General features: G+C 36.8%; 18 protein-coding genes. 6 read left to right on the top strand and 12 right to left on the bottom strand.

Features of this window, described 5'->3' with window-relative positions:
• The first annotated feature begins 297 nt into the window (after positions 1–297).
• Both N0O92_RS08075 and N0O92_RS08070 read left to right on the top strand, forming a co-directional pair.
• Positions 298–2,070: a sigma-54 interaction domain-containing protein gene (locus N0O92_RS08075; RefSeq protein ID WP_315614164.1), complete on the top strand. Its 1,773-nt coding sequence runs from the start codon at positions 298–300 to the stop codon at positions 2,068–2,070.
• A gap of 28 nt (positions 2,071–2,098) precedes the next feature.
• A complete protein-coding gene (locus N0O92_RS08070) occupies positions 2,099–3,856 on the top strand; it encodes a sigma 54-interacting transcriptional regulator (protein ID WP_315614163.1) in 1,758 nt (585 codons plus the stop codon).
• A gap of 303 nt (positions 3,857–4,159) precedes the next feature.
• On the opposite strand, the gene N0O92_RS08065 is transcribed toward N0O92_RS08070, so the two are convergent.
• Positions 4,160–4,789 (bottom strand): HAD-IA family hydrolase, encoded by a 630-nt coding sequence (locus N0O92_RS08065; RefSeq protein ID WP_315614162.1) that lies wholly within the window; start codon positions 4,787–4,789, stop codon positions 4,160–4,162.
• A gap of 259 nt (positions 4,790–5,048) precedes the next feature.
• On the opposite strand from N0O92_RS08065, the gene N0O92_RS08060 reads away from it, so the two are divergent.
• Together N0O92_RS08060 and N0O92_RS08055 are read left to right on the top strand one after the other, a co-directional pair.
• Positions 5,049–5,963 (top strand): nuclease-related domain-containing protein, encoded by a 915-nt coding sequence (locus N0O92_RS08060; protein ID WP_315614161.1) that lies wholly within the window; start codon positions 5,049–5,051, stop codon positions 5,961–5,963.
• 168 nt (positions 5,964–6,131) lie between these two features.
• Entirely contained in the window at positions 6,132–6,629 is a 498-nt protein-coding gene (locus N0O92_RS08055; protein ID WP_315614160.1) for a hypothetical protein, read from the top strand.
• 6 nt (positions 6,630–6,635) lie between these two features.
• Here N0O92_RS08055 and hprK read toward each other — a convergent pair whose 3' ends face one another.
• Positions 6,636–7,571, bottom strand: a complete 936-nt coding sequence (gene hprK, locus N0O92_RS08050; RefSeq protein ID WP_315614159.1) for an HPr(Ser) kinase/phosphatase — start codon at positions 7,569–7,571, stop codon at positions 6,636–6,638.
• Between the two features lie 640 nt (positions 7,572–8,211).
• On the opposite strand from hprK, the gene N0O92_RS08045 reads away from it, so the two are divergent.
• The gene (locus N0O92_RS08045; RefSeq protein ID WP_315614158.1) at positions 8,212–9,039 is read left to right on the top strand and encodes a formate/nitrite transporter family protein; all 828 of its coding nucleotides are present in this window, start codon (positions 8,212–8,214) and stop codon (positions 9,037–9,039) included.
• A gap of 183 nt (positions 9,040–9,222) precedes the next feature.
• Here the strand turns inward: N0O92_RS08045 and N0O92_RS08040 are convergent, their stop codons facing one another.
• The 9 genes from N0O92_RS08040 to N0O92_RS08000 all read right to left on the bottom strand — a co-directional run bounded on the left by N0O92_RS08040 (position 9,223) and on the right by N0O92_RS08000 (position 20,716).
• On the bottom strand, positions 9,223–10,203 hold the full coding sequence (locus tag N0O92_RS08040; RefSeq protein ID WP_315614157.1) for a LacI family DNA-binding transcriptional regulator: 981 nt from the start codon (positions 10,201–10,203) through the stop codon (positions 9,223–9,225).
• A 78-nt stretch (positions 10,204–10,281) separates the two neighbouring features.
• Positions 10,282–11,322, bottom strand: a complete 1,041-nt coding sequence (locus N0O92_RS08035) for a Gfo/Idh/MocA family oxidoreductase (protein WP_315614156.1) — start codon at positions 11,320–11,322, stop codon at positions 10,282–10,284.
• A 417-nt stretch (positions 11,323–11,739) separates the two neighbouring features.
• Positions 11,740–13,308, bottom strand: a complete 1,569-nt coding sequence (locus tag N0O92_RS08030) for an alpha-L-rhamnosidase-related protein (protein ID WP_315614155.1) — start codon at positions 13,306–13,308, stop codon at positions 11,740–11,742.
• Positions 13,309–13,333: 25 nt separating this feature from the next.
• Positions 13,334–14,017 carry a YesL family protein gene (locus N0O92_RS08025; RefSeq protein WP_315614154.1) on the bottom strand — a complete coding sequence of 228 codons (684 nt, stop codon included), beginning with the start codon at positions 14,015–14,017 and terminating at the stop codon, positions 13,334–13,336.
• 87 nt (positions 14,018–14,104) lie between these two features.
• The gene (locus N0O92_RS08020) at positions 14,105–14,989 is read right to left on the bottom strand and encodes a carbohydrate ABC transporter permease (RefSeq protein ID WP_315614153.1); all 885 of its coding nucleotides are present in this window, start codon (positions 14,987–14,989) and stop codon (positions 14,105–14,107) included.
• Between the two features lie 18 nt (positions 14,990–15,007).
• Positions 15,008–15,892, bottom strand: a complete 885-nt coding sequence (locus tag N0O92_RS08015; protein ID WP_315614152.1) for a carbohydrate ABC transporter permease — start codon at positions 15,890–15,892, stop codon at positions 15,008–15,010.
• Positions 15,893–15,972: 80 nt separating this feature from the next.
• Complete coding sequence (locus N0O92_RS08010; RefSeq protein WP_315614151.1) at positions 15,973–17,283, bottom strand: ABC transporter substrate-binding protein; 1,311 nt, start codon at positions 17,281–17,283, stop codon at positions 15,973–15,975.
• A gap of 209 nt (positions 17,284–17,492) precedes the next feature.
• Positions 17,493–18,974 (bottom strand): response regulator transcription factor, encoded by a 1,482-nt coding sequence (locus N0O92_RS08005; RefSeq protein ID WP_315614150.1) that lies wholly within the window; start codon positions 18,972–18,974, stop codon positions 17,493–17,495.
• Complete coding sequence (locus N0O92_RS08000; protein WP_315614149.1) at positions 18,974–20,716, bottom strand: cache domain-containing sensor histidine kinase; 1,743 nt, start codon at positions 20,714–20,716, stop codon at positions 18,974–18,976. The genes N0O92_RS08005 and N0O92_RS08000 overlap by 1 nt, the downstream gene beginning before the upstream one ends.
• Positions 20,717–20,844: 128 nt before the next feature.
• On the opposite strand from N0O92_RS08000, the gene N0O92_RS07995 reads away from it, so the two are divergent.
• A complete protein-coding gene (locus N0O92_RS07995; protein ID WP_315614148.1) occupies positions 20,845–21,723 on the top strand; it encodes an AraC family transcriptional regulator in 879 nt (292 codons plus the stop codon).
• Between the two features lie 123 nt (positions 21,724–21,846).
• On the opposite strand, the gene N0O92_RS07990 is transcribed toward N0O92_RS07995, so the two are convergent.
• Positions 21,847–24,885 carry a family 78 glycoside hydrolase catalytic domain gene (locus N0O92_RS07990; RefSeq protein ID WP_315614147.1) on the bottom strand — a complete coding sequence of 1,013 codons (3,039 nt, stop codon included), beginning with the start codon at positions 24,883–24,885 and terminating at the stop codon, positions 21,847–21,849.
• Between the last annotated feature and the right edge of the window lie 194 nt (positions 24,886–25,079).

Genomic DNA, 25,079 nt, shown 5'->3' with positions numbered 1-25,079 from the left:
GATTGTATGAATTTTGTACAGATCCATTTACGACTTCCATAAAGGTGTAGAAAGTGTCTAATATCTACACAGTTCTAAACACACATAAAAATAAGCACTTCCCCACTGCACTTCGTTTAACATTCCAACCAGTCATTGTATGATTTTTACACAATTTTCTAACAAATCAACTGAATTGTATTGTGTATTTCTCTTACATAGACTAGAATAAATAGAAATTGTATGTTTTTTGTTCACTTTTTTGATACTGACATTTTTTGAATGCGGTTACATTATGAGTAAGGAGTTGAGATTCCCTTGATAGTTACAAAGCAAACTAGTAGATCGTCAAAGTATCTAATTACAGCATTTCAAGAAGTCGTCAAAAACTATGAAACCTTGCTTAAAGATTTAGAAATCGATCTATTCATTGTGAATCATGACCATTCATTCATTTGCCAGTTTAATAGAGGTACAATAGAAGTGCTTGATCAAATAAAAGAGCCTCTTCTTTGGCTTAAACATGTAAGTTTGGACCTACAAATAAACACCAACCCAATCGCAAAAGATATTAAGTTTTCCATAGATAAAGGGGTAATCGTATGTCCGATTAAGATTGATCATCAAGCTGAATATCACCTTTGTTATCCTTATTATAAAAAACCTAACCCTAATCTCTTTTTCTCACTGCAGTTACTTTCCACACACATTAGTTTTCGCATTACGAACCAAATAAATATGGAAACTATTTTTCTAAAAAATAAATATCATGAGAAAATCTGTGTTGCCTCTAGTGAAGGTTCATTCACCATTAATAAATTCGGCGAGGTCACATATATGAACCTAAAAGGGCAAGAAATTCTTGAAATGAATGCAAAAGATGTAATTGGAAAGCATGTCTCAGAGATTTTTGAGCACCATAATCAACTTTTAGAAATTTTAGAATCAAGTCATGGTTGGGTTAATCGCGACTTTTTTATTTATAAACCAAATAAACGAATTCATATTGTTAAAAGTGCAATTCGCTTAGAAGATGATCGAAAACAACTGGTCGGGGGTATTTTTCTCTTTAGAGAAATAAAAACAGTACGTAACTTTGTTGCTGATATTGTTAGCACCAATACAGTCTATACATTCGATGACATTCTATTTAAGAGTAAAAGTATGGAGGAATTAATTCAATTAGCAAAAGCTGCCGCTAAAACGGATTCAAGCATTTTAATCGAAAGTGAAAGCGGCACGGGAAAAGAACTCATTGCTCAAGCCATTCATAACTATAGCAATCGTTGCAATGGTCCATTCATTACCATTGATTGTTCATCCATACCTCGTGATTTAGTGGAGAGTGAGCTTTTTGGATATGTTCAAGGAGCTTTTACTGGTGCTAGAAAAGGTGGGAATATTGGGAAGTTCGAACTTTCTCATGGAGGAACGATTTTTTTAGATGAAATTGGAGAAATGCCACTAGACATGCAATCTAAATTATTACGCGCGATTCAAAGTCGAACAATAACTAGGGTCGGAGGAAATGAACCTATTCCTGTTGATTTTCGCATTATCGCTGCTACCAATCGGAAATTAGAAAAGGAAATTCAAGAGAGAAACTTCCGACTTGATTTATTTTATCGGCTTAATGTTATACACATTGCCCTCCCCCCTCTTAGGGAAAGGATTGAAGACATTCCGACTCTTGTCCATCTGTTTATTGAAAAGACATCCAAAAGAGAAAACCGTCCCTCTCCCAAAATTACCAACCATTGTATCGAGCTTTTACAGATGTATATGTGGCCTGGAAATGTAAGGGAATTGGAAAATATAATTGAGAGAGTCACGATTTTGGCAAACGATGAGATTCAGTTAAACCACTTCCCTAACTATATCATTGAACTAAAGGAAGCTCCCCTTCCTAAAAAGGAAAAGAAACCGATTCATATTGATGAGCAAGATTCTTCCATGATCAGACAAAATGCAGAAAAACAACTAATTATGAAAACCCTTTCAGAAGCAAATGGAAATAAAAGTCTTACCGCTAAAAGACTAGGGATATCTCGATCATCCCTTTATAACAAACTAAAAATCTATAACTTATAAATAAAAAGGAAGTGAGGCGAGTACGTTCATGGCAACGAAAAGATTAACCATTTCATTAGAAGATTTTATTTCAACGTTTCAAAATATTATAGTTAGTAACGAAGAGATGGTTCAACATTTAAACTTAGATTTGTATGTGATAAATTCAAAAAAAGAGTTTGTTTGTTACTATGATCAGAAAACAAGAATGACAAGAGTCGAACACCCAAAATGGATAAAATCATTACAGCACCTTCCTTTCAATCATGAAACTAGAACTTTTCAAACCGTAGACGAACAAGGAAGAAAGCAATTTGTTCATGCATGTCCCATTTTTATAGACTACCAGCCTGATTTCCAGCTTATTGTTCCTTCTCACAAACAAGAGGATGAGCTGCAACTTTCATTGCAAATTCTAGCTGATTATATTGGTTACCTAATCGTGAACCAAAGAACAATGGAAGATATTTTTTTAAAAAGCGAATATCAAGAAAAGATTTGTGAGGCAACAAGCGAAGGGTATTTAACGATAAATAAAAATGGTGAACTTACTTATTTAAATCGAGTTGGCGGGAAAATCCTAGACGTTGATCCCAAAAAAGTACTAGGTAAACACGTCTCTGAAATATTTGATTATTATGACCAGATGATTGAAGTTCTACATACTGGTGAAGGTTGGCAGAATCGTGACTTTTTTATTTCAAGACCAAGTAGACGTATTCAGTTAGTCAAAAGTTCAATCCCTATAGTAGACGATGACAATCAGCAATTAGTTGGAAGTATATTTATCTTTAGAGAAATGAAAGTCGTACGGGATATGGTCGGAAACATTGTTGGAAATAAAGCAAGATTTGATTTTTCAGATTACAAACATACTAGCAAAGAAATGTCAGAATTAGTTGAGCTCGCTCAATCAGCAGCAAAAACAGACTCCAGCATATTAATCGAAAGCGAAAGTGGCACTGGAAAAGAGATAATTGCACAAGCCATTCATAATCACAGCCACCGCTGCGATGGTCCATTCATTACTATTGATTGCTCATCCATTCCTCGCGATTTAGTTGAAAGTGAATTATTTGGTTATGTAGAAGGAGCTTTTACAGGCGCTCGGAAAAATGGTAGGTTCGGAAAATTCGAATTAGCTCATGGAGGAACGATTTTCTTAGATGAAATTGGAGAAATGCCGCTAGAGATGCAGTCCAAACTGCTTCGAGTCATTCAAAATCGTACCGTTACTAGGATAGGAGGCAACAAACCAACTCCTATTAATTTTCGAATCATCGCTGCAACCAACCGAAACTTAGAAGAAGAAATCAGCAATGGGAATTTCCGACTTGATTTATTTTACCGAATAAACGTCATTCATTTATCCATCCCTCCATTACGACAAAGGTTAGCAGATATTCCAATTTTAGCTAATGTATTTATAGAGAAAACAGCAACAAGAGAAGGTCGCGTCCCGCCTTTACTATCGGATGATTCTCTAGCTGATTTAGAGAAATACTCCTGGCCTGGAAACGTACGGGAATTAGAAAATGTGATGGAACGCGCAACACTGTTAGCAGAGGACATTATTACCCCTTATCACTTACCAAAACATATTTCCACTGCTTGTACAAACTCGAAAAACTCTACCACTAGTCAACAAGTGGTAACAGATACATCAATGGAATGGGAAAAAGTTGAATATCAATTAATTGTCGATACCTTGCAAAAAGCAAATAAAAATAAAAGCAAAGCGGCAAAAATGTTAGGTATTTCGAGATCTGCACTATATGATAAACTCAAAAAATATCAAATACAATAAATAACACGGACTCGAGTTACATTTTGATAGTATTTATGTCAAGGAGCATGAGGCAGAAGGCGGTTGAGTTTCTCTCCTTTTTCAGGAATCACACTCTTGTTAGGATTCCTGAATCCTTCCCTCTCTCCTTTTTTCAGGAATCAAAACATAGTTACGTTCCTGAATCCTTCCCTCTCTCCTTTTTTCAGGAATCAAAACATAGTTACGTTCCTGAACCCTTCCTTCTCTCCTTTTTTCAGGAATCAAACCATGGTTACGTTCCTGAATTAGACTCTGGTTACCACCAAAAATAGATTCCTATTTTCATCCTCTTAACACAACGTCAAGTATCTCTTCCGGTGAATCTACGAGGTAATCGGGCTTTTCTTTCTGTATAAGCTCTTTTGCATCATAACCCCAACTTACCCAAATAATCTTGACTCCAGCAGATTTGCACGCCAAGATATCTCGTTGCTCATCACCTACATAAATTACTTCCCTTGCACCTAAGCGATGATCATGTAAAAATTTGCGCATCAATTTATCTTTGCCGAAAACCAAACTTGAACTTATTATCGTTGAAATGTTTCTAACTTGATTTCGTCTTAATACATCTTTAATCACATCCTCAGAATTAGAGGAAATGATCGCAATGTTATATCCTTTCTTTTCTAATGAATCAAGCAATTCTTTTATTCCAGGATACAAGTTGATTTCCTTTGAATACTTCCGATAATAACGATAGAAATCAGGAATGATGAGAGGTGCTTTGAAAATAGGAAAATTCAATCGCTTAATTCTTTCGCGAATCGGCAACTTTCTAAGAACGTTTAATTCCTCACGTTGAATTTTCTGATATTGATATTTATCCGCTAAGCTGTTCCAAGCAGATATGAAAACATTACGGGAATCTGCTAGTGTTCCGTCAAAGTCAAAAATTATATATTTAAGCATCCATTCTCTCCTCATCTCTCCACAGTATGAATAAAATAGGGATTTATTAATGCATTTATCACAGTGCTTTCATTCCATGACTTTTTTTGCATTTATTTTAACTTGGTTATCTGACAGCTATAGTATGATATTATATCTAGCCCTAATGTGTACTCGATTACGTTAGATATAAGCAGAAGTTTAGAGGAAAAGTGTTGTCAATCTCTCCATTCACATTTATGATGAATACAACCTCAAAATAGAATGGAGGATTCATTTAATGATTATCAAACCCCGCTATGAACCTTCAGAATTAAAGCTTCTAAAGTACTTACGTATTCGCTTAAATCTTACAAGCAAGGAAGAAAGCTATTACTCAAAACTCGAAAAAGGCTACCAAGGGGAGAGAACATTTGACAAGTGGATAGAACCCCATTTAACAGACAAGCTTGCTCTAAATGATCTGTTACTCGAATGCAGCAACACCTTATTCCAAATTGATTCAATGGTTATTACCTCAAACACAGTCTACCTTTTTGAGGTCAAGAATTATGAAGGTGACTTTTACCTAGATGGCGATAGATGGTATACAAATGCTAAAACAGAGATAAAGAATCCGTTGCTACAAGTAAAACGAAATGAATCATTGGTCCGACGTTTACTGCAAGAACTTGGTTATTCTCTCCCCATTCAATCTTATCTTATTTTCGTAAACCCCGAATTTCACCTATATCAAGCACCTCTTCATTCACCTATTGTTTCCCCCGCGCAACTTAATCGCTTTATTACAAAGCTAAACAAGATACCCTCGACAATAAAAGATACACATTTGAAATTAGCTAACCACCTAAGATCGATGCATTTAAATGAGACATCTTATAAACGTTTACCACCATATGAATATAACATGCTCCAAAAAGGTATCCCCTGCCCACGCTGTCTTACATTTTATAAATCATGTATGAGAACAACATTCCATTGTCACACATGTGGCTATAAAGAGAGAATTGATGCAGCCGTTATGCGCTCTGTATCAGAGTTACAACTCCTCTTTCCGAATACAAAAATCACAACAAACATCATCCAGGAGTGGTGTGAGGTAATTGATTCGAAGAAGATTATTTGGAAAGTTCTTTCAAGTAACTTAACACCTATCGGGTATGGGAAGTCTTGCTATTACATTAGCAAGGAATAAAACTGATTCACAGCTCGCTTGAAAGTAATCTGGTCCATCTCGTTCTTTATTCCGTAACTTTCGTCTTTACGTTCCCTAACTACAGCTCCCTCCTGCATTCCAGGAATCAATCCCCCTTTCGTTTCCCGAACTCAAACTCCCTCCTGAATTAAGGAATCAATCTCCCTTTTGTTTCCCGAACCCAATCTTCCCCCTGCATTTCAGGAATCCATCTCTCTTTTGTTTCCCGAACTCAAACTCCCTCCTGCATTCCAGGAATCAATCCCCCTTTTGTTTCCCGAACTCAAACTCCCTCCTGAATTTCAGGAATCAATCTCCCTTTCGTTTCCCGAACTCAAGCTTCCTCTCTACTTTCAGGAATCCATCTCCCTTTCGTTTCCCGAACCCAAGCTCCCTCCTGCATTTCAGGAATCAATCTCTCTTTTGTTTCCCGAACCCCATCTCCCTCCTACATTTCAGGAATCCATCTCTCTTTCGTTTCCCGAACCCAATCTTCCCCCTGCATTTCAGGAATCAATATCCCTTTCGTTTCCCGAACCTAAGCTCCCTCCTGCATTTCAGGAATCAATCTCCCTTTTGTTTCCCGAACTCAAACTCCCTCCTGCATTTCAGGAATCAACCTCCCTTTATAAACAAAAACGGCAGATCCTCTGCCGTTTTCTCTAATTACCATTATTCATTTTTAGCATTTGACAAATCGGCCTCAATTCTGCTCATAAATTCCTCTGCAGCGCTATAACCTTGTTGTCGTAAATACCAGTTGTTAGCCGCTGCTTCAATTAGTCCAGCTACATCTCGGCCAGGCTGAAGTTGAATTTCTATGCATGGAATCTTAACTCCCATGTATTCTGTAAAGGAATTGTCGTGTTCAAGCTCGTTATTTAACGAATCTTTTTGCCATTTTGTTAAATGAATATCGAGTGCAATTCTTGTTTCCTCTTGAAAAACTTTTCGTCCATACATTCGAACGACATTTAATAGACCTATGCTGCGAAGGGCCAGAAATTCTTTTGTTGTCTCATCGTGAGTACCTAGTATGGTTCGTGGACTTAATTTTTTTAAGACAACAACATCATCAGCCACGAGACGGTGTCCCCGGCCAATTAACGTATGTGCAATTTCACTTTTTCCGATTCCTGATTGACCACGTAATAAGATCCCAACGCCAAATACATTCAAACAAACTCCGTGGATTGAAATTTGTGGTGCTAAGTTTTTAAGCAAATAAGCATCCAACATAATAATAAATTCAGATGTTGTTTCGACTGTATTTGTTACTAATAATGGAATGCCCTCTTCTTTACAATAATGGGTTAAGTATGTAAGTCCTTTTTCACCTGCTGTGACGATAAAACAGGGAGGGTGGTAATGAACAATATTTCCGATTCTCACCTTTCGTTCCTCATGGCTTAACTTATGCAAATAGTTAATTTCTTTTCTGCCTAATATTTGAACTCGTTCGGTTGGGAAAAAATCGAAATGACCCACAAATTCTAATCCGGGACGATGTACATGTGATTGAGTGATCGGTTGGTTTAACCGATCCTCCCCCGTTAATACTTCCAATGAAAACTTCTCTACTAAATCTGCTACCGTTAATTTTTTCACGTTTTTCCTCACCGCCATCAATGCCTGCTAATATTTTTATCCACTCATTATAATACCTTCAGCTTTAAAGTGCATCTTTCATGATACGGTACAATTAGAATTATTGCTACTCAACCATTATGATTATCCACGCCCACAAAAAGAATTCTTCCTACATAACCATCTCAACACATAACAGTGCCTGACCATAGGACGGCCAGACATCTCTCGCTTTTATAAACGCATCGGATTGGGTACATCAATGTATGCATAATCTGTTACATCATTTGTTAACCTCATTAATGTGAGTGCTTTCGTTTGAACAGTGTTTCTAAATAGGGCCTCTTTGTCTTTTGCAATATTGGTTCGTAACGTGGCTAATTCCTACTTAAAACAATCCCCTAGTTACAATCTTTTTACATGTTTTCTTTTACTTTTCTTCATCTGACTAGTCAGCATATAGTGGCAAAATTCACTTATAAAACTCCTCTACATTCCTTCAAAAACAAAGAAAGCGTCATCATAATTTTTTTTTGAAATGAAAACGCAACCTTTCATTTTCCCTCTAGTTCCTTGCCTATTCTTTTGTTATAGTAATTAAGTTCAAAAATTGAATAAGTAGTAGATCCTTATTTAAGGGTAGAAGAAAAGGTGAAGTCATATGGAACAACATGCATTGCAACAAGTAGAACAGTTAGCCCTAAAAAAAGAGAAAACGTTTAGTGAAAATCCGTTTCATTACGTATTTCGTGCTATTTTAGCGAGTCTTTTTATCGGGTTTGGCGTTATAGTTGCTTTTAGAACGGGAAATCTATTTTATTTAGAAGGCTCTCCATTCACATATCCAATTGCTGCGATTACATTCGGAGCAGCTATTATTCTCATTGCCTTTGGAGGCGGGGACTTATTTACTGGCAATGCGTTTTACTATACGTATACGTGTTTACGTAAGAAAATGGTATGGTCAAGTGCTCTAAAGCTGTTAAGCATCAGCTATGTTGGGAACTTAATCGGTGCGATTGTATTTGCCTTGATTATCTTTTTTACCGGGCTCTTTAATGATCCTTCCGTCAACAGTTTTTTATTTAGTGTGGTAGGAGGAAAAATGAATGCTCCTTGGATGGAACTATTTTTCCGAGGAATTTTATGTAATTGGCTCGTTTGCTTAGCTTTCTTCCTTCCGATGAATATGAAGTCAGAAGGTGCGAAGATTTTTACCATGATGCTACTTGTTTTCTGTTTCTTTATTTCAGGATACGAGCATAGCATTGCCAATTTAGGTGCTTTTGCCATTTCACTTGTGTTGGATCATCCTGAAACGATTAGCTTTGGTGGTGCGATTCATAACCTGATCCCCGTAACAATTGGGAATTTCATTGGTGGAAGCTTGTTTATGGGGGTATTCTATTATTATCTTAACCACTCGAAACAAGTTGAAACACAGACAGAGTTGAAAGAGTACGCACTAATGCGTAAAGAAATGAATTAACCAACTTAGAACCAGGGAAATGTATGTTTCCCTGGTTTTTTGCATTGAGGGATTAGAAAGCAATCCAACACCCCCGCTATCTCCACTCTTGGAATGGTAGCTGATCGTGTAATCATTAAGAATGCAGAAAAACCTCCCCTTATTTTCAAGGGCAGGTTCTCTGAAATACTAATTTACACTAACTCACTTCCCGCTAGAATCTCTTATCACTAACTCGGGCATAAATAGAGTTTTTTGATTCGTTAATTCACTATCCAAAAGCATATCAAACACTTTCTTCCCCATGTCTTGAATTGGTTGAGAAATGGAAGTCAATTTAGGCACAGTTAGTCTAGAGAGAATGGTATTATCAAAACCAACTACAGCAACATCGTTTGGAACATCCAATCCTAGTTCTCTTGCCGCTTCAATGACTCCAATAGCTAGTAAATCATTACAAGCAAAAATAGCGGACGGAGGTTCTTCTAAACGCAGCAATTGTAGTGCCGCTTTTGTCCCACTTTCAATCGTAGCCTCTGTCTTAATAAAGTACTCTTCTCTCGACTCTATATTCTCCTCCATTAACGCTTGTTGATATCCATTAATTCGCTGAATATTACTCCAAGCATGTTCGGCAATTATGGCGATGTTAGTATGTTGCAAGGAAAGTAAGTGCTTTGTTGCTATATACCCTCCCTTAAAATCGTCAATGGTCACCGTTGTGAGTGGAATTGAAGGGATATCATTCGCAATAAGAGCAACAGGAATTTTCTTTTCAATTAACTCTTCTAAAAGAGTTAGATTTCTAACTCCAGAAGCAAGAATAATCCCATCAACACTCTTACGAATAAGAACGGAAAGATACTTTTTTTCCTTTTCTTCAAGATTATCCGTACTACAAATAATAACACTAAAACCGAGTTCATTACCTCGATCTTCAATGCTTCTTGCAATATCAGCAAAAAACGGATTCGAAATATCGGGAATGAGCAAGCCAATCGTCTTTGTTTTTTTGCCCGTTAATGCAGAGGCAACAACACTAGGAGAATAATCTAGTTTTTTCATTGTTTTCAACACTTTTTGTCGCGTCTTTTCACCTACACGACCATTATTATTAACAACATTTGACACAGTCGCAATTGAGACGCCCGCTTCTTTTGCAACATCATATATAGTAGGTCTCATCTTATATCCCTCATTATCTTTGATTGTAAAATTATATCGCGATCAAAGAGGAATAGTAAAATATTTAATAAGAATTTCTTAGTTTACTGCTAAAAATTCATTTATTTTTACGAGTTCTTTGCTTTCATACGACTGTTTGCACGCATAGCCAAGCTCAGTAGATTTCACACCATCTTCAACAGTGACACTTGGTTTACGTTGTTCAAGAATGCAATTAATAAATTCTTCTGCTTCGTTTTTATAAGCTTCCTCAAAACGTTCTAAGAAGCCATCAAAACATTCCTGAATGACTCCTTCTTCCTTCATAATGACAACTTGATTTTTCTCCGGAACCGTCCCAATACGAAGAGAGCCCTTTGTCCCAATAATTTCAGTTTCAATATGATATCCGTGTGCGCAATTTCTACCTGCTACAAAAATGCCCATCGTATTGTTGTCAAAGCGAACCATTGCTGCTCCTGTTTCCGCATCATTTAATTCATCAAATTCAGGACGTGCGTAGGCACCACCAATTGCCCACGTTTCTTTTGCTTCCGCTCCCAAATACCAACGTGCTAAGTCAAAATCATGGATCGACATATCCAGGAACAAGCCCCCACTGTAATTGGCTCTCGCAAAACTTAAGAAACTATCAATCTTAGAAGCTGGATCTAAACCATAGCAACGAATCATAAATGGCTCACCAATTTCTCCTTTATCAATTTTTTCTTTCGCGGCCATGTATGAGCGGTCATAACGACGCATAAATCCTAGCATAAATACTTGGTCAGGGTGCTGATTTACCGCTTCTTGTACATCAAGCGCCTCTTCTAAATAAAGACCTAATGGCTTCTCACTAAACACATGAAAACCAGCCGCCAGAGCTGTTTTGATTTGTTCACAATGAAAGCCTGACGGAGAAGCAATAAAAATGGCATCTAGCTCTTTATTTTCAAGCATCTCATCATAATTTGTGTATCCATATGGAATATTCCATTGGTTTTTAACTTCTTCTACTTCTGATTCAATGACGCTACACACAGCCGTCAATTCACAACCTGGAATACGAAAAGCTAAATTTTCTGCATGCTGTCTTCCTAATCTTCCTAACCCTACAATCCCAACTTTTACCTTTTTCATTTTAATCGACTCCTTGTTTTCTCAGTTTTTACTAGCATAGTTAGTAACTTTCGTCTTAAAATTCAAACACATTATTAATTAAGTTTAAACACAAAATGCCTTTGATAAAGCGCTTAATCTAAAAGTATCATGATAGCGCTTTACTAGTCAATGAAATTATTTTAAAAATAAATTATTGATGCAGTCTAATTGTTATTTTTACTTATATTAACAATTCGAAAAGAATAAGAAATCCTAAAGTGATTCTAGTTTTAGGGGAGCACCTCATGATTAAGCGCTATATCAAAATCTGAATTTAGTCAAGATCAATTAGAAAAAGGAAGTGTCTCAAAAGGTATGTTTTTGACCTTTTGAGACACCTCCTTAGCAATAACTTTTTTGTTTCAAATTTTTCAATATATTAAACCTAGAAATATCTTATAATTCATATTTTCTAATCAAATAAGTCGGTGTACAACTCCACGCATGACAATAACTATTAATTAAATAACTTCCGTACGGAGAGTAAGCTTTATCAATCGGATTATAGAGCTCCCAGAATGTATCAGCTCCATCCTTAATCATCCCACCCCAATATGTTCTCATTATTTCAATCGCCTTCTCTTTATTTTCAATTAATAATAAAGCTTCTACTAGATGATGATACATGTAAGGCGTGTTCATTCCGATTAGTGGATTCTTTTCAAATACTCGATTCATTAACTTCTGGTTTTCCTCATGATCTAATACTTGTGCGAGCACCATCCAAACCTGGCTTGCCCATGACACTTGCTTGTTTTCTCCACTTATAAAGAATCCCTGTTCCTCATCCCATAAATGTTGAATACTAGCATTTATCACTCCTGTTAATTTCCTTTCTAGGAAACTTTTTTTCGTATCATTAAGTACCTCAGCTAACTTAATCGTTTTCTTGAGTGCATAAATCAAGATTGCTTGTGACGGTGCTTGTTTGTTTAACTCCTCATGCCAGTCGATAAAAGACCACCATGTATCACTGTCTATAACAATTCCTCTTTCATCTAGCCTCTCCAGCGCTAGCTCGACTTGACGGTAAGCTAAAGGCCATAAGTCCACAAGCGTTTCAAGGTCATTCGTTGCCTCGAAGTAATCGTAGAGTGTGGTTGTAAAGAATAACGAATAGTCGAATAGATATGTGTCATCTGGTACTAATGTTGGCGCAATAAATAAATTAGCAGAAACTTGGCCTTGGTCATTTGGGACACCTGCAAATAGATATAAGCATCGTTTCACTAGATCATTGTTTTTAAATGTCTCATAGTTTGCAAGTGCTTGTAAGCGGAGGTCTCCGAGCCATAGTCGCCTATCTCTTTTAGGACCGTCTTCAAATACATCTTGCATGCAATCTTCTAAAGTTTTGATGCTGATCTTATCAATTTGTCGCAGCTCACTGTCACTGTGAGAAAGCTCGGTTCCATGGCTACTATCTGCTGATGTAACCGTTTCACAAGTAATCTCGCCGAATGCGACCTTGTATTTTACCGATGTATCTAATACTTCCACTTTCAAATAACGGAAACTATAGCGTCTTGGTAAAGAGATGTTTCCTGGAAGTACGTCTACATGAAGCGTTTCCTCCTGAAGCCATGAGCTGCTAATCCATCCGTCGTATGTTGAAAAGGGAACGGAAACTTCAACTGGCATCTCTCCAAATGTGAGCCGCATGTGCAAAGGTGCATCCGGCGGACTTCCTACAGGACGGATCTGCATCGATAAATAGCCAACTTGGTGTTTGCCAAAATCAACGATGAAACTTTCTCCTTTTCCAAATTCCTTGTCTACAAGGCTTGCAGCTGGTTCAGTCTCGATACATTTCCAGCCGTGAATAATGTCATGATCCTCTACCGCTCTTACAATTCTAATAGGTTTCGTTACTTCCCTTTTAAGAGAGGGCTTTAACGTCTCCGCTTTTTGAATAAAGTCTTCATTTCGATTGATCTTTCTATCCTTTGCCACTTGTATGTTCATCTCTATCCGCTCCTTAACAAACCATTTATTTATGGCTTTCATTCAATTTATATATGTTTCTAGTAAAAGCAGTTTCTTCATTGACTGGTTCCTCTTGCCTCTGTTCATTTTTTTCAAATAGAATAAGTGAAAAGCGCATAATGACAAAAGAAGTAATGCTTCCGCCAAATAAAACGGCCACTGCTGGAAAGCTCATTGTAATGACATAAAGCCCGTATAATGATAACCCCATTAAGATTGTCATCATCGGATGTTTAAACACTAAAAGAACTGCATTTCGAATGATAAATAAATAGCTCAAATGATAGTGAGTGAATAAAGGAATGGCATATAAAGCCATTAAAGCAAAGATCACCAATGCTATGAACAACGGAATTTGAAGAAGTTGCCAAATTGGATTTGTTAGTTGCTGGACAATCTGACTATCCATATAGAGAACTGCTCCAATTATGACTAAGATATATCCTAAGGTGTTCGCCTTTTTAAATTCTGTTTGAAATGCTTTTAGGAAGCTTTTAAAAATAGGTATATCGTGCTGTCCCATGATCCACTTTCTTACAACGGCGAACATCGCTGTTGTTGCAGGAAAAAAGCCTACTAAAACCAGACCAAGCAAAGAAAAAATGATCCAGAGAATATTTACATAAACAAATTTGATAATCCAATCTGTCACCTCATGAAATTTTCCAACCATCCCCCCAAATCTCATTTGAGACCCTCCTCTAATTACTGTCTATATGTTTTAACTGGTTACTCTCCATGCAGATCACAAATAAGGAGAGTAACCAATCATGGGCTATCCTTTAACAGCACCACTAGTCATACCTTTCATAACAAGCTTATTTAAGAACAGGTATAGAATTAATGTCGGAATAACCGCTAATGAGATCGATGCGAACGTAGGTCCCCATTGGCGAGCTCCATATTCACCCGTAAAGCTTATTAACCCAGTTTGAATTGTCCGTAAGCTAGAATCACTAATAAAGGTCATCGCAAAAATTAAATCGTTCCAAGCAAAGAAAAACTGAACTAATGCAACGGTCACAATCGCATTTTTTAATAACGGAAACGCAATTTTGAAAAAGAATTGGTAAATGTTCGCACCATCCATAATCGATGATTCTAATAACTCATTCGGTACTGATTTGAAATAACCAACAAATAAGAAGATTGTTAATGGTAATCCAAATACCGTGTAGATTAGCATTAGACCGAAAAGGTTGTTTAAAAGACCTAAGTTAAAATACATAGAGAAAAGCGGTAACAATACGATTTGTACAGGGATCATAATCCCTGCCAAAAATAAAAGCATAACTTTATCTTTTAATTTCCATTTCATTTTCTCGATGGCAAAAGCCGCCATTGAGCCGAACATGATAATAAAGAACAAAGCAGGAAATACCGTAAGCACACTATTTTTGAAATACACATTCATATTTCCAGATGTCCATGCCGTGACATAGTTGTCAAAATACAAACCTTCTGGTAACGCAAACATTGGATTAACCGCTATTTCATTTGGTGTTTTTACTGAAGATAGCAATAGCCAAATGATTGGATAGATCAAAATGAGTACAAACAAAAAGATCATTGTCATTCCAATTACGGATCCAAATTTAAATTTCTTTTTCGGCTTTTCTGTAGGTGTGTTTTGTTTATTTCTTTCTAAATTTGCTTGCATCTTTTTCCCCTCCATTCATTAAGCAACATCCTTGCGTGCGAATCGATACACTAACAGAGTGACTCCTAGACAGAGCAATAGAAGATATACGGCGATTGTACTACCGTAACCGTACTGACTATAAGTGAAAGACGTGTCATACATATACATCGTTAACATCGTCGTACTGTTACCTGGTCCACCGCCCGTTAATGCAACGGCTGTCTCGAAGACTTTCAATGTACCATTTAAACTAAAGATGACAGCGGAGATTAAGATCGGTCGAATCATTGGAAGAACAATATTGTAAACAAGCGTTAATCCTTTAGCACCATCTAATTTAGCTGCTTCTAAAATATCTTCTGGAATGTCAATTAAACCAGCAAATAAGATGACGGCATAGAACCCCATTGATTTCCAAATATCCATAAGAACTAAAACGGCAAATGCCGTATCGCCTTGCGCGAGCCATGGTTGAACCAGCATTTCTAAATTAACACTGGTTAAAAAACTATTAATTAACCCTAATTGAGGTGTGTATTCAAATAGTTTAGAGAACATTTCCGCAACAGCTACGGCCGGTAGAATAACTGGGAAGAACACTAATGTCCTCACTAAAAAGGAGGCTTTTTTTAGATAAAAAACAAAAAGTAATGCTAATGCTAACCCTAGAACAACTTGTCCCGTTGTAACGAGTGCTGCATATTTAATACTCAAACCTAAACTGTTCTTAAAGTTTCTATCGCTAAAAACTTCTAAGTAATTACTGAATCCTACAAATTCAAACCCTCTTATCGGAGATCCCTCGAAGAATGAATAACCAATTGACCAGAAGGTTGGAATTAATAGAATTAAGAAATAAAGTAACATTGCTGGTCCGATAAAAAGAAGAATTGCTTTTCTATCTTGTAAGACTTTATGCATGGTTCCACTCCTTTTCCACAGATGATAAAGAAGGAAGGTCCATTAAAATTGGACCTTCACCTCTTTTCTGTACTTCTGCTTTATTCTAATTCAGCCAAGTACTCTTCAGGTGTCATATCTCCATTTGCAAGAAGCTGAGCGTTGATCTCTGCAGTATCATTCTTTCTTGAATCAAAATAAGCTTCGAACCAAAGTGATGCATTTTGAACGTTGTTTAATTCCTCCGTTACTAGTCTTGTTAATGGACTAATATCTTCAGGAATTTCTTCTGCCATTAGACCACTAATCATTCCGTGATCCGCTAGTGCACGGTCTGCATAATTTGTATATAAATACTTCACCCAGTCTTTCATTGAGTCGTCAAACTTATCTTTCGCTAAAACAGTTACTAATCCAGCGTTCATATTGTAATCTTCGGCAGACCCTGCTCCACCCTCAACAACTGGTACGTTAAAGAAGCCAACATTTTCTGGACCACCGATATTATTTCTATCTTCATCATTTAATTCAGCAAGCACCCAGCTTCCCATATAAAGCATCGCAGCTTGACCGTTTAAGAAGATATCATTGGCTGTTTGATAGTCGATTGCGTTGAATCCTTGACCAAAATACCCTTTTTGTGCCATATCTTGAACCATTGTTGTTGCTTCAACAAAACCGTCATCTGTGATTGATAACTCGCCATCGTTTACTCTTTGCATTGCATCTACACCGTATACACGAGTAGCATAAGCATTAATATAACGAGTAATTGGCCATCTTTCTTGACCAGCTACAGCAAAAGGTTGAATTCCATTTTCATGCAATGTTTCACTAACTTGTAATAAGTCATCCCATGTTTCAGGCACTTCTAGGTTGTGCTCTTCAAAAAGTTCCTTATTAAACCAGAAACCTTCAATGTTTAGCTCCATTGGTATTGCGTAAAGGCCTTTTCCACCACTTAGCTGTTTAAGTAAATCAACAGCACCAGGATTAACCTTGTCCATAATTCCTAACTCTGTAAATGCTTCTTCAATATCAACCACTAAATCTGCATCAATTAATTCTTGAAGTGGTTGAGCTGATTCATAGACAAACATTTCCGGTAAATCGTTGCTAGAAGCTAACAGCTGAATTCTTTGAGTCAAATTCGTTTGTTCTACTACTTCGAATTCGATATTAAAATCTGAATTATGCTCTTCTGCATATTCTTGACCCATTGGTAATACGACACGAGGCTGACCTTCATTTTCTGTTCGATTGGACATGTATTTAATCGTTCTAGCTTCTCCTCCTGATTCAATGCCCTCTTCACTACTTGATTGTTCAGATCCATTATTCGAACAACCAGCGATCACTAGTAAGGAAGCGATTACACAAACCATTAATGATAGCCATTTCTTCGTTTTCATGCTTTTTCCCCCTTCAATTCTCTTTACTAGATTAAGAACTTCCTGCTAGTTCTTACCTCAATTGTAAGCGTTGACATCGCATTTTATAAGTGCCTCATTTTTTTGATAATGTCCGATTTTTTCTGATTCTTTCCTATTTGTTCTTATTCGTTTGATTAAATCCTAAAACAAAAAGACCTTGTATCAAGGCCTTTTCCCTTATCACATCGTTATTTAAACTGACTTGGTGTTACCCCTGTATGTTTTTTAAAGACCTCTGAAAAATGTCTATAAGTTTGGTACCCTACCTTTTCACTAACGCTCGATACCTTTTCTCCAGACTTGAGCAGTCTTTTCGCTTGCTCAAGTCGGTAACTCGTTAGATATTTAATATAGGATTGCCCCACCTCTTCCTTGAATAAATAACTAAAATAAGTCGGATTCATATCTACTTTCTCAGCTACTTGCTGGAGTGTCAAATCCTCATTAAATTGCGCCCTGATGTATTCTAAGGCTTTGTTAATAGCGGAATGTTTTTTTGTGGAGTTGTTTTTAAGTACCCATTCTATCATCACGTTCACTTGCTCTCGTAACCACTGTAGCATTTCTACCCTCGTGCTTACTTGGCGTATTGCGATATACGGTTGATACGTTGCAAGCCAACTTGACGGTTTCTCACCTCCAGTTTCTTTGACAACCTCAATCCCTAAATAGATGACCTTCAAAATTTCTCGTTCGATAATATCTCGAGTGAATTTCTCCATTTCAATCCACTCTATATACTGATTAAGATGTTGTTCGGTTTGATCTTCATCTCCATTCCTCATCGCAGAAAGAATATCTTTCACATCTTTCGAAAGCTCTTCTGGAACAATCGTATTTTCCGGAATATCGGAAAACTGAATCAAAGTATCCGACTCAAGAAAACATCCATATTCCAACGCTTGTAGAGCATCACTATAACTTTTCGGTACAGATTCCACATCTTGATAAGTGTGCCCTGACCCCATTTTTCCTTCCACCTGTTTAGACAGTTCCCTGATTTCTTGCTCTAACAGATCGAACTTTTCATTAAAATGCAGAACAACAAATATATCCCTTGAACCATCCCACACACGTTGAACACGGAAAGAATCATGACTATTAAAACGAATGTTATCCTTTCCAGCATAAGCAATAACCGTTACACCAACAATACGGACCGCTTCAGGACCGAAGTGTTCCCGCCACTTTTGATAAGCATCTTGGCGTTGTAAAAGCAAGTCTAATGTCGCTTTTTCAAGTAACTCTTCTTGAGATTTTTTTTGCTCTAATTTCAAGCTTGTCATTTCATTTTGTTCTTCGATTCGTTTTACCGTTCTCTGTATCGCCTCTTCGATCATAGGGATCGTAACTGGCTTTTCCAAGTAATCTGCTACACCTAGTTTAATCGCCTTTTTTACATATTCGAATTCATTAAACCCACTAAAAACAATACAGATCGTTTCAGGAGATTCTTTCATTACTGCTTGGATCAATTCTAAGCCATCCATTCCCGGCATTCTAATATCCGTAAATATAATATCTGGCTTTAACGTCTGAAATAGTTCTAATGCTGCTATCCCGTCACTTGCGGTTCCCGCTACTTCAATTCCATATTGCGACCAATTAATCATCTTTTTTAACCCTTCAGTCACGATATATTCATCATCAGCTATAACTGCTTTAAGCATTACGAACCTCCTTCACGATTCGGCAATCGGATTTCTACTACGGTACCTTTGTTGACTTCACTAGTAATCGCAAACAAACTAGTAGGCCCATAATAGAGTGATAAACGCTCTCGTATATTTTGTAGCCCGTACCCTTTTTCCGTTACGGCCAAGTCCTCGATCCCAACCCCGTCATCTTCAACGGTAAAAATCATAGTACCAGATTCCAATCTCCCCGTTAACTTAACAGTTCCATTCCCAATTTTCCTTTCTAGCCCGTGAGTAATTGCGTTTTCAATAAGTGGCTGTAGTAGTAATTTCATTATTTCTTTGTCCATCAACTCTGCATCAACATCTTGCATATAGTGAAAGCGGTTGCTAAATCTGATATTTTGAATCGTTAGATAATGCTTGATATGCTCTAATTCCCTATGAAGCGGAATCGTTTCTTTCCCATGATTCAAACTAATTTTGAAGCTTTCCGACAGCGCAATGGCCATACTAGCTATTTGGTCATTTTTCTCAATCATTGCCATCCAGTAGATAGAATCAAGTGTATTATATAAAAAGTGCGGATTGATTTGTGCTTGTAATACACGGAGTTCAGCTTCTTTCCCCTTTAGCTGAGACCTGATCAACTGCTCATTCAGACTTCGATTTTCTGTTGTTATCTCCTTAAAAGTCCCTCCAATCAGCTCAAACTCATCTTTGTTTGCTGATGTCTGTTTGCCTGATCCTTTAGACCAATCAATCATCATTCTTTTTATTTGCTGGATCGGACTCGTAATTTTACTAGACAAGAAGTAAGATAGAACCAATACAAATAAGGTGATTAAAGCTGCTATCGAAAAGGTAGCCGTCCGGATCTGAATAGAATCTTTAAAAAGATCTTCATTTTTTATCGCTGATACATACGTCCAGCCTGTTGTCTGATTTGTATAGTGACTTAATATATAACCATCATCTTCTAGTTCTTTAAATGTTGTGAACAGATCGTTTCCCCCTTCGATCGGGGCAGAATCTGGACGTGAATCATACACGGTCCTAATTTCATTTTCCGAAGAATCGAGAATAATCATCCCTTCACTGTCTCTACCATCCATCATATTGGAAAACATAGATTTTTTAATATTAAACACTAAGAGGCCAATTGGTTCGCGACTAAATTCAGCAGGATTTAACAATAACTTTACAGAGGAAAAAGTATCGTTATTCTCTTTTACGACGTTATGATTTATAAACACTTCTCTTCCTTTTGCTTCTACACTTCTTTGATACCAAGCTGTGTCTGTAATTAATGTAGGGTTAGTCTGATAGAGTTCAATGTTGTTAGACCTTCCATAACAGACCGAGCGAAAGGAATTGTCGAGAACACAAACAGAATCAATGTACCTTTGATCAACTAAATAACTAGATAAGATATTTTGTAATTGATTATACGTTTGCCATCCAATAATATTATTTGAATTACTACTCTGTCCACTTTCTATCAGTTCTTGTCTTAAGGCACGATTTGACAAAATTAGTCTTTGCGTATTAATAATATTACGAAAGATAATATCTGAGATCTCACTTGTCGTTTTTAAATGACTCTGGTTGCTTTCAATGTGATTATCTACTAATGCTTTATTTGCTAGGTTAAATGAAATCAGGCCTAATAATAAAATCGGAAAAACAGAAAGCACGATTAAAGCAGCTAAAACTCTGTTTTTAATTTTTCGAATGCGAATAAGATTAAGCACTTTCGGTACAAACTGTTTCATGAAAAATCATCCTTTTTAACAGACAAATTAACTAGATTTGTATCCATTATACCTTTTATCCTGCTTCACAAGAATGACATTCTACACTTTTAAATAATGGTATTAATTGTAAAAAAAGGAGGACCTATATGAAAAAATATCAAAGCGAGTTTATTGGGCAATCTTACTTTAAAGATAACCTCAATTTATATATTAATAGATGGCAGGAAGGGTTTGAAAATCCTCATCACGTTCACAATTTTATTGAAATTACGATTATCGAAGAAGGCAGAGGGTTTCATTATATTAATGATGAGATTATTTCTGTCAAAAAAGGAGAACTTTTTATTATCCCTATTGGGGCCAGCCATGTTCTTCGCCCTTCCTCAGCTAGCTCTCCTAATCCCCTAACCGTTTATAATGTTCTAATTGATCCACAGGAGTTGGATTATTTAATTAATGAAACAGATCGACTGGGGGAAGATGGCATTTCCAAGTGGCTGTCTAGTTTAATATTGAGATCACCTTTTCCCTATCTACACCTAAAAGATCAACAAGACATTTGTTTAAACTTAATTCGCTCTATGTATGCTGAATATCAACAAAAGCAGTCTGGATATTCCATTATTCTTCAATCAAAAATTCAAGAGCTAATGCTGCAGTTATTTCGAATGAAACACCGCCACACTGAACAGTCTGAATCAAAACTTTCCACCTTTGCAATTGATGAGGCTATTTCTTTTATTACTGAGCATTTGAGCGAAGCCATTACTCTAGCACAAATTGCCGCTCAAATGGCTGTTAGTGAACGTCATTTTTCTAGAATATTTAAAAAGTATACAGGACAAACATTTAATGAATATCTTCAAAATAAACGAATTGAACGAGGCTGTGAATTGCTTTATTCTACTAATTTGTCCGTTAAAGAAATTTGTCACCAAGTTGGTTACAAAGACATCGATTACTTTCGTAAACTTTTTGCTAAGAAAATAGGTTTATCCCCTAATCAATATAGAAAAATAAAGTAAGGGAAAAATCGCATTGGTAATCAATGCGATTTTTTGAACCTAAAATCCTACCTTTACCAATTCGATAACTGATATTAGGGTGATTGAAATGAACTCTGTAATAGTCAAACAAATTTAAGACTATTAATTGGTCACTTTTATATTTTCAATCGTTGACTCAAATTCATAGCACCCTGATTCTATTTGATAGATGGCTTTTTCATTCTCATAACCGACAACGTTGATTTCCTTATGTTTTTGAATTAGTTGTCCATCCACTTTTACAGAGTTTTTGTTAGTAGCAGGCAGCCAAACGGTTGCAGTCGTATTCGCAGGAATTAAAACATTGTAAGTAAGCGTTTTGCCTTTAATCGTCCATTCACTTTTTATTGTGCCATAGACAGACTTGTATTCTCCGCTAACTGAAGTAATACGATTATTTTTATCAATATTCGGTTGTAGATTGATATGTTTAAATCCAGGTTGTGTCTCATCATTTGCTATTCCTGCCATATATTTGTACATCCATTCAGCAATTGCTCCGTAAGCATAGTGGTTAAATGAATTCATACCAACGTCGCCAAAGCCTTCCCCACCGGAGTAGGAATTCCAGCGTTCCCAAACGGTTGTTGCCCCATTTTTTACAGAGTATAACCATGAAGGCATTTGATCTTGTACCAATAGAGAATAAGCAACGTCTGAATAACCAACCTCTGATAATATTGGAGCAATCACGTTAACCCCAAGAAACCCAACAGACAATGTATTTTCTGCATAGTTTACACGATTGCTATCCGGATGCAATCGCTTGTATTTTTCATCATTCTTTATATTTTCAACGAGTAATTCAACCATTTGCTTCTTCTGGTCCGCGTTTTCATATAACTCTAACTTGATAGCCCAAAGCAGACCGCACTGGCTATTATCTTCAACATCAGCGGAAGAATAAAAGTTGACCGAATTAAAAGCAGAACCGTTTGAAGATTTCAATGTTACTTTTCCAAACTTATCTATAGAAATGTAATTTTTGATAAATTCTTTTTTGATGTTTTCATAAAGCTTCTGGTATTTTTCTGCTTCATCTTGTTTTCCAATGGCAGATGACATGTAGGACATAAGTTTTGCATCATATGCATAATAAACATCACTCATAAATTGCCTAGCCGTTCCTTCAAAGTTTAACCAATCCCCAATACTACCTGGCCCTTTATATGTTTCTCCTGTTTGGCGATACATCCAATCCATAAACTTTACCATGGCTTTGTAGGTTTTTTCGATAATTGTTGTATCACCAGTCATCTGCCAAACCGTCCATGGAACAATAATACCAGCATCAGCCCAACCACCATTTCCGACAACACCTAAGAAGTCTGCAAATCTTCCCCCCGGTGCCGTTGAATGGAATGCCCCCTCTCCATATGCTTCTTGAGAATCTTTAAGCATCTCCATCCAATTCTCCAAGAAAATAGTAGCATCCATATTGTATAAAGCAGTATTCGCAAAAAGTTGAGTATCTCCTGACCATCCAACTCTCTCATCTCTTTGCGGGCAATCTGTTGGAATCCATAGATAATTTCCTCTATGCCCCCATAAAATATTTGAAAACAATTGATTGACATCATTATTTGATGTGACGATACTCCCTGTCTCCTGAAGTGCTGACATTACGACTTTCCCGATTAAACGTCTAACATGGACTTTCGTATCAGGCGAAACAACGGTTACTTCTACATATCTAAAACCATGAAATGTCAAAGTAGGCTGGTATGTTTCCCCTTCTACATCTCCCTTAAGGGTGTAAAAATCCGTTGCTTTTGCTGTACGTAAATTTGCTGTATATATTGACCCTTTTGGTCCATCTGCTCCTTCACTATCATCATTTAACATCTCAGCAAAACGCAATTTGATTTGGCTCCCCCTTTCACCTTGAACAGTGATACTCGGAACTCCCACCATGTTTTGGCCAAGGTCAAAAATAACAGTATCTTTATCCGAAATGATGACATTCCCATCTTTAGCTCGCTCTGGATCAACAATGGTCCGATTAGAATCAATATCGATCGTTCCTCGATTATTTTTACTAGAGTCTTTATCGATTACATCCGTATAAAAAGTGATAGATTGAGGGAATTGATCCAGTTTATCAATAACCTGTGCTTTATCACCATTAAAGGCAGAAACGATTGCATGAGGGTACGTCTTTCTATAATCATGTTCTTTCACATCATTCCATTTTGAATCATTAAACCCGATATCATTCCATCCTTCAATCTCCATTGTGGCATCGTACGTTTCTCCATCATAAATATCGTCTGAACGGATAGGACCAGTATCTGTTGCCTTCCACTCAGAATGAGCATCCGTAACCATCGAATAAACAGAATCGTCTTCATACGTTATTAATAACTTAGCAAATAAAGCGAGTTCATTCCCTTCACCCGAATAATAGCTTGTCCGACCATCCAAATCTCTCCCCTGAGAAATTCGACAATTCCACCAGCCATTTCCTAGGACGGCAGCAAGGACCACAGCGTCCCCTTTCATATAACGGGTTACATCATAGGTCATATAATTAATCGTTGAATCATAGTTCGTCCATCCTGGGGGCATAAAATCCATTGAAAGACTGTCATCATCTTCATTAACAGTTCCAATCTTATACCCATTAATATAAGCGTCATACACTCCTAATGCAGATATATAGAGCCTTGCACTTTTAACCGTTCCATTTAACTTTGTTTCCTTTCTAAGTAAAGGTGCACCATGTCTATTAGAATCTTTTCCATCCATTGAAATCCATTTGGCCCCACTCCATCCTTTTACACCGTCCGTACTTTTAAGACCTGTTTCAAAATATGCATCTTCTTCAGGCTGAACCTTTTTATCATCTTGGTTCCATACAATGACTGTCCAATAATATACAGTTGATGGTTCAAGGGGATTCCCGTTATATTTAATTGCTACGGAGATATCTGATATTACTTTACCGCTATCCCATAGATCTGCACGATTTTCAACTAGTTTTTCAGGACTTGACGCAACAAGTATTTGATAAGCAATTTGTTTTTGTCCGTATAAATATGATTCCATCATCCAACTGAATCGCGGCTTTTCTGCATCAACACCTATTGGATTGTATGCGTATTCAACTTTTAAATTAGTAATCTTTACTTTGCCCTTCAAATCTATTCCCTCCTCAATTTCATAAGCTTCTAAACCACTTATTAGCTATTGATCTATCAAAATTATAGTTTTGATTAAACAATGAAAAGACAGGCAATCGAGACATATTAGCATGGTAATACAGACAAAAGTTGTACCTCAAGGTCTACGATAGCAACATCAGCTAACGTCAACGACCTTTTGATAAGAATTTG

It is taken from the genome of Alkalihalobacillus sp. MEB130, from assembly GCF_032335535.1.
Taxonomy (GTDB): domain Bacteria; phylum Bacillota; class Bacilli; order Bacillales; family Bacillaceae_D; genus Halalkalibacter.
Note: the sequence above shows the minus strand (reverse complement) of the source record. Positions and strands in the feature narration are given on the sequence as shown.

Coding starts and splice junctions, on each gene's coding strand:
- N0O92_RS08070 (WP_315614163.1), top strand. CDS start 2,099: ATGGCAACGAAAAGATTAACCATTTCATTAGAAGATTTTATTTCAACG.
- N0O92_RS08065 (WP_315614162.1), bottom strand. CDS start 4,789: ATGCTTAAATATATAATTTTTGACTTTGACGGAACACTAGCAGATTCC.
- N0O92_RS08060 (WP_315614161.1), top strand. CDS start 5,049: ATGATTATCAAACCCCGCTATGAACCTTCAGAATTAAAGCTTCTAAAG.
- N0O92_RS08045 (WP_315614158.1), top strand. CDS start 8,212: ATGGAACAACATGCATTGCAACAAGTAGAACAGTTAGCCCTAAAAAAA.
- N0O92_RS08040 (WP_315614157.1), bottom strand. CDS start 10,203: ATGAGACCTACTATATATGATGTTGCAAAAGAAGCGGGCGTCTCAATT.
- N0O92_RS08035 (WP_315614156.1), bottom strand. CDS start 11,322: ATGAAAAAGGTAAAAGTTGGGATTGTAGGGTTAGGAAGATTAGGAAGA.
- N0O92_RS08030 (WP_315614155.1), bottom strand. CDS start 13,308: ATGAACATACAAGTGGCAAAGGATAGAAAGATCAATCGAAATGAAGAC.
- N0O92_RS08025 (WP_315614154.1), bottom strand. CDS start 14,017: ATGAGATTTGGGGGGATGGTTGGAAAATTTCATGAGGTGACAGATTGG.
- N0O92_RS08020 (WP_315614153.1), bottom strand. CDS start 14,989: ATGCAAGCAAATTTAGAAAGAAATAAACAAAACACACCTACAGAAAAG.
- N0O92_RS08015 (WP_315614152.1), bottom strand. CDS start 15,892: ATGCATAAAGTCTTACAAGATAGAAAAGCAATTCTTCTTTTTATCGGA.
- N0O92_RS08010 (WP_315614151.1), bottom strand. CDS start 17,283: ATGAAAACGAAGAAATGGCTATCATTAATGGTTTGTGTAATCGCTTCC.
- N0O92_RS08005 (WP_315614150.1), bottom strand. CDS start 18,974: ATGCTTAAAGCAGTTATAGCTGATGATGAATATATCGTGACTGAAGGG.
- N0O92_RS08000 (WP_315614149.1), bottom strand. CDS start 20,716: ATGAAACAGTTTGTACCGAAAGTGCTTAATCTTATTCGCATTCGAAAA.
- N0O92_RS07995 (WP_315614148.1), top strand. CDS start 20,845: ATGAAAAAATATCAAAGCGAGTTTATTGGGCAATCTTACTTTAAAGAT.